General features: G+C 70.1%; 6 protein-coding genes. All 6 read left to right on the top strand.

From position 1 onward, the window contains the following. Positions 1–592: ABC transporter ATP-binding protein (locus VJ693_RS01570; RefSeq protein WP_324151707.1), on the top strand; the 592-nt coding region annotated here is incomplete at its 5' end. A 2-nt stretch (positions 593–594) separates the two neighbouring features. After that, positions 595–1,323 (top strand): ABC transporter ATP-binding protein, encoded by a 729-nt coding sequence (locus VJ693_RS01565; RefSeq protein ID WP_324151706.1) that lies wholly within the window; start codon positions 595–597, stop codon positions 1,321–1,323. 11 nt (positions 1,324–1,334) lie between these two features. Continuing rightward, the gene (locus VJ693_RS01560) at positions 1,335–3,092 is read left to right on the top strand and encodes an acyl-CoA dehydrogenase family protein (RefSeq protein ID WP_324151705.1); all 1,758 of its coding nucleotides are present in this window, start codon (positions 1,335–1,337) and stop codon (positions 3,090–3,092) included. Between the two features lie 14 nt (positions 3,093–3,106). Continuing rightward, positions 3,107–3,607 carry a MarR family winged helix-turn-helix transcriptional regulator gene (locus VJ693_RS01555; protein ID WP_324151704.1) on the top strand — a complete coding sequence of 167 codons (501 nt, stop codon included), beginning with the start codon at positions 3,107–3,109 and terminating at the stop codon, positions 3,605–3,607. A 50-nt stretch (positions 3,608–3,657) separates the two neighbouring features. Next, entirely contained in the window at positions 3,658–4,221 is a 564-nt protein-coding gene (gene greB, locus VJ693_RS01550) for a transcription elongation factor GreB (protein ID WP_324151703.1), read from the top strand. 107 nt (positions 4,222–4,328) lie between these two features. Next, a complete protein-coding gene (locus VJ693_RS01545; RefSeq protein WP_324151702.1) occupies positions 4,329–4,547 on the top strand; it encodes a hypothetical protein in 219 nt (72 codons plus the stop codon). Positions 4,548–4,626 lie beyond the last annotated feature (79 nt).

The following is a 4,626-nucleotide window of genomic DNA, read 5'->3' as shown; positions in this document are numbered from 1 at the left end:
GACCTCGGGCGAGGTCGTGTTCCGCGGCAGGAACGTGGCCGGCCTGCCCTCGCGCGCGATCGCCCGGCTGGGCATGAGCCGCACCTTCCAGCACGTGAAGATGATCCCCGAGATGACGGTGCTGGAGAACGTCGCTCTCGGCGGCTACCTGCGCACCTCGTCGGGCGTCACGCGGGCCATGCTGCGGCTCGATCGCGACGAGGAGCGGCGCCTGTTCGCCGAGGCCGAGAAGCAGCTCGCGCGCATCGGCATGGCCGGGCAGATGCATGAGCTCGCCGGCAACCTCGCGCTCGGGCCGCAGCGCCTGATGGAGATCGCCCGCGCGCTGTGCACCGACCCATCGCTGCTGCTGCTGGACGAGCCCGCCGCCGGCCTGCGCCTGAAAGAGAAGCAGGCCCTGGCCGAGGTGCTGCGCCAACTCAAGGCCGAGGGCCTGTCGATCCTGCTCGTCGAGCACGACATGGATTTCGTGATGGGCCTCGTCGACCACATCGTCGTGATGGAGTTCGGCACCCGGCTGATCGCCGGCACGCCGGCCGAGGTGCAGGCCAGCCCGGTCGTGCGCGCCGCTTACCTGGGCACCGAGCATTGAGCATGAGCCAACCCATCCTGCAAGTCACCGGCCTGCACGCCGGCTACGGCAAGGCCGAGGTGCTGTCGGGCCTGAACCTGACGCTGCCGCGCGGCGCGGTCGTCACCGTCATCGGCCCGAACGGCGCCGGCAAATCCACCACGCTCAACGCGCTAATGGGCGTGCTGCCGTCGCGCGGCCGGATCGAATTCGACGGTGCCGACGTCTCCCACACCACGCTCGAAGAGCGCGTGATGGCGGGCCTGGCCCTGGTGCCCGAGAAGCGCGAGCTCTTCGGCACCATGCCGGTCGAAGACAACCTGATCCTCGGCGGCTTCAAGCCGATGAAGCAGCGGGTGCCGAACTGGCGCTCGACGCTCGACGAGGTCTACACCCTGTTCCCGCGCCTGAAGGAGCGCCGCACCCAGTTGGCCGGCACGCTCTCGGGCGGCGAGCGGCAGATGCTCGCGGTGGCGCGCGCACTGATGAGCCGGCCCAAGGTGCTGATGCTCGACGAGCCCAGCCTCGGCCTCGCGCCGCTGGTGGTGCGCGAGATCTTCCGCACGATCACCGCGCTGCGCGCGACCGGCGTCAGCATCCTGCTGATCGAGCAGAACGCGCGCGCCGCGCTCGAAGTGGCCGATTACGGCTACGTGCTCGAGACCGGCTCCATCGCGCTCGAAGGCCCGGCCAGCGACCTGGCGGGCGACCCACGCGTGATCGAGACCTACCTCGGCGCCAAGAAGACCTGAGGCCTGCCCGCATGTGGCACTACGACCCCCCGCTGCGCGACATGCGCTTCGTGATCGACGAGGTGCTGGGCGCCCCCGACGCCTGGGCCCGCATGCCGGCCTTCGACGGGCTGGATGCCGACACCGCCGCCGAGGTGCTGGCCCAAGCCGGCAAGTTCGCCGCCGAGGTGCTGGCCCCGCTGAACGGCCCCGGCGACCTGGCCGGCTGCGCCTGGCACGAGGGCCAGGTCACCACGCCGCCAGGCTACCCGGCGGCCTACCAGGATTTCGTCGACGGCGGCTGGCCCGCGCTGGCCTGCGACCCCGATTGCGGCGGCCAGGGCCTGCCTCAGCTGCTGAACGCCGCGCTGTACGAGATGCTCGCCGCCGCCAACCACGGCTGGACGATGTACCCCGGCCTGCTGCACGGCGCCTACGAGTGCCTGCACGCCCATGCCAGCGGCGAGCTGCGCGAGCGCTACCTGCCCAAGGTGACCAGCGGTGAGTGGCTGTCGACCATGTGCCTGACCGAAGCGCATGCCGGCAGCGACCTGGGCCTGCTGCGCACCAAGGCCGAGCCCCGCGCCGACGGCAGCTACGCCATCACCGGCAACAAGATCTTCATCTCCGGCGGCGAGCACGACCTGACCGGCAACATCGTCCACCTCGTGCTGGCACGGCTGGCCGGCGCGCCACCCGGCACCAAGGGACTGTCTCTGCTGCTGGTGCCCAAGATCCTGCCCGATGGCACCCGCAACGCCGTGCACTGCGATTCCATCGAGAAGAAGATGGGCCTGAAGGGCAGCGCGACCTGCACGATGCGTTTCGAGGCCGCCACCGGCTGGCTGCTCGGCGAGCCCAACCGCGGCCTGGCGGCGATGTTCCTGATGATGAACGCCGCGCGCCTGCACGTGGGCCTGCAGGGCCTCGGCCACCTCGAAGTCTCGACGCAGAACGCCCTGCGCCACGCTGCCGAGCGCGCGCAATCGCGCGCGCCGCGCAAGCCCGCCGGCGCGCCCGATGCCGATGCCGACCCCATCGTGCTGCACCCCGCCATCCGCCGCACGCTGTGGACACTGCAGGCGCGCACCGAAGGCGGCCGCGTGCTCGCCTACTGGGCCGCGCAGGCGCTGGACGAAGCGGCGGCCCACCCCGACGAAGGCGAACGCCGCGCCGCCAACGACCGCGCCACGCTGCTGACGCCGGTGGTCAAGGCACTGCTCACCGAGCTGGGCCACCACGGCGCGGACGACGCGCTGGGCGTCTGGGGCGGCCACGGCTACATCCACGAGATGGGCATCGAGCAGATCGTGCGCGACAGCCGCATCGCGATGATCTACGAAGGCACCAACGAGATTCAGGCGATCGACCTGCTGCTGCGCAAGGTGCTGCCCGATGGCGGCGTGCGCCTGGGCCAGCTGCTCGATTGGGCCGGCGCGCAGGCCGAGGGCGCCACCAACGCCCAGCGCCTGCGCCAGGGCCTGCAGGCGCTGCGCGAGTGCGCCGATGCGCTGGTGGCTGGCGCAGCCGCCGACCCCGAGTGGCCCTACCGCGCGGCGGACGATTTCCTGCACGCGCTCGGCGAGGCGCTGCTCGCCTGCGCCTGGGCCCGCAGCGAGGTGGCCGCGCGCCACGCGCTGGCGGCTGGCGCGCCGGATGCCGCGTTCTACGAAGCCAAGCTGCAGCGCACGCGCTTCCAGGCCGATTACCTGGCCGGCGAGCTGCCGCGCTACCTGGCCGCGGTGGAGCGCTCGCGGGCCGAGCTGCCGTTCCTGCCGGTGCTGGGCTGATGGAAGGCAAATCGATGGCCGCCGAGTCCGGCGAAACACCCGTGCCGGCCGCCGCAGCCCCGGCGCGCGATGCGCCGCTCGACCAGAGCGGCCTGACCCACCTCGTCGGCTATGCGTCCACCCGCGCAGCGATCGAGATGAAGAAGAGCTTCCAGCGCCACATGGGGCCGCTGAAGCTCAAGGCGGTGGAGTTCTCGATCCTGGTGCTGGTCGACACCAACCCGGAAGTCAACCAGAAGCAGCTCGGCCTGGCGCTCGAGGTGTCGCCGCCCAACCTGGCCGTGACGCTGGACCGCATGGTCGCCCAGGGCTGGGTGCGCCGCGAACGCAGCGAGCGCGACCGCCGCGCGCAACTCGTGCGCCTCACGCCCGCGGGGCAGGCGCTGGTCAAGCGCGCCCGCAAGATCAGCGAAACGATGGAGCAGGACGCGCTGAAGGTGCTGTCCCCGGCCGAGCAGGCCATGTTGATCGAGCTGCTCCAGCGCATCGCCCACAGGCGCCCGCGACCAGCCTGAACCACTCCCCGGTGTCGGCCATGCTCGCCTGAGAAAATCAGCGCAGAGCCATGAACAAAGCCTTCACCAAAGAGACCGACGCCGCCGATGACGACGACGAGGGCCCGAGCCTGCCCCCGCTGCCCGCCGGCACGAAGAACTACATCACCCCGGCGGGGTATGCGCGCCTGCGCGGCGAGCTGCTGCAGCTGATCGACGAAGAGCGCCCCAAGGTCGTCGAGGCCGTGCACTGGGCCGCCCTGAACGGCGACCGGTCAGAGAACGGCGACTACATCTACGGCAAGAAGCGCCTGCGCGAAATCGACCGCCGCATCCGCTTCCTGACCAAGCGGCTGGACATCGCCGAGGTGGCCGACCCCTCGAAGCACCACGGCAGCGACCAGATCTTCTTCGGCGCCACCGTGACCTACGCCACTTCCAAGGGCGAGGAACGCACGATCACCATCAAGGGCATCGACGAGGTCGACCACCTGCACGGCGAAGTCAGCTGGATCGCCCCGATCGCCCGTGCGTTGCTCAAGGCACGCGAGGGTGACGAGGTGTCGCTGATGACGCCGGGTGGGGTGGAGACGCTGGAGGTGCTGGAGGTGAGGTATCCGGAGCCATCGACGTGAGGCAGCAAGGCGGCGCGTTCCACCCGTCACGACGTGGGCAGACGTTGGGCGCGAGTCAAGTGCGAAATGCGCAGCCGTTCTGCTCGGCGAGCGAACGAGTCGTGCGAGTGTCCGATGAGGAATGCGCGTTCGCGATTCTGGGTTGCTTCCTGGAGCACGTGGAGAACGCGCAGTCGACCCGCAGCCGACGTTCGGCCCGCCAAGGCGAGCGGCAGGTGCGCAGCGATTTCGGTCTCTCGGTGCCGTTTGACATGCGACTGGTGATGGGCTCATTGCAGTCACCAGGGCTCGAGCAGGTGCGCCGCATTCCTCGCTGTCGTTTCTAGGTCTCAACCAAGAGGCTGGCCGTGGCTATGGCCTACGGCGTCGATATCATCGTTGCAAACCGAATTGCGGATCTACTCT

Origin of the sequence: Ideonella sp., from assembly GCF_035254525.1 — a bacterium.
Classification (GTDB): Bacteria; Pseudomonadota; Gammaproteobacteria; order Burkholderiales; family Burkholderiaceae_C; genus Ideonella.
The sequence above is the reverse complement of the archived record's forward strand: the minus strand, read 5'-3'. Positions and strand labels throughout refer to the sequence as shown.

Coding starts and splice junctions, on each gene's coding strand:
- VJ693_RS01565 (WP_324151706.1), top strand. CDS start 595: ATGAGCCAACCCATCCTGCAAGTCACCGGCCTGCACGCCGGCTACGGC.
- VJ693_RS01560 (WP_324151705.1), top strand. CDS start 1,335: ATGTGGCACTACGACCCCCCGCTGCGCGACATGCGCTTCGTGATCGAC.
- greB (WP_324151703.1), top strand. CDS start 3,658: ATGAACAAAGCCTTCACCAAAGAGACCGACGCCGCCGATGACGACGAC.
- VJ693_RS01555 (WP_324151704.1), top strand. CDS start 3,107: ATGGCCGCCGAGTCCGGCGAAACACCCGTGCCGGCCGCCGCAGCCCCG.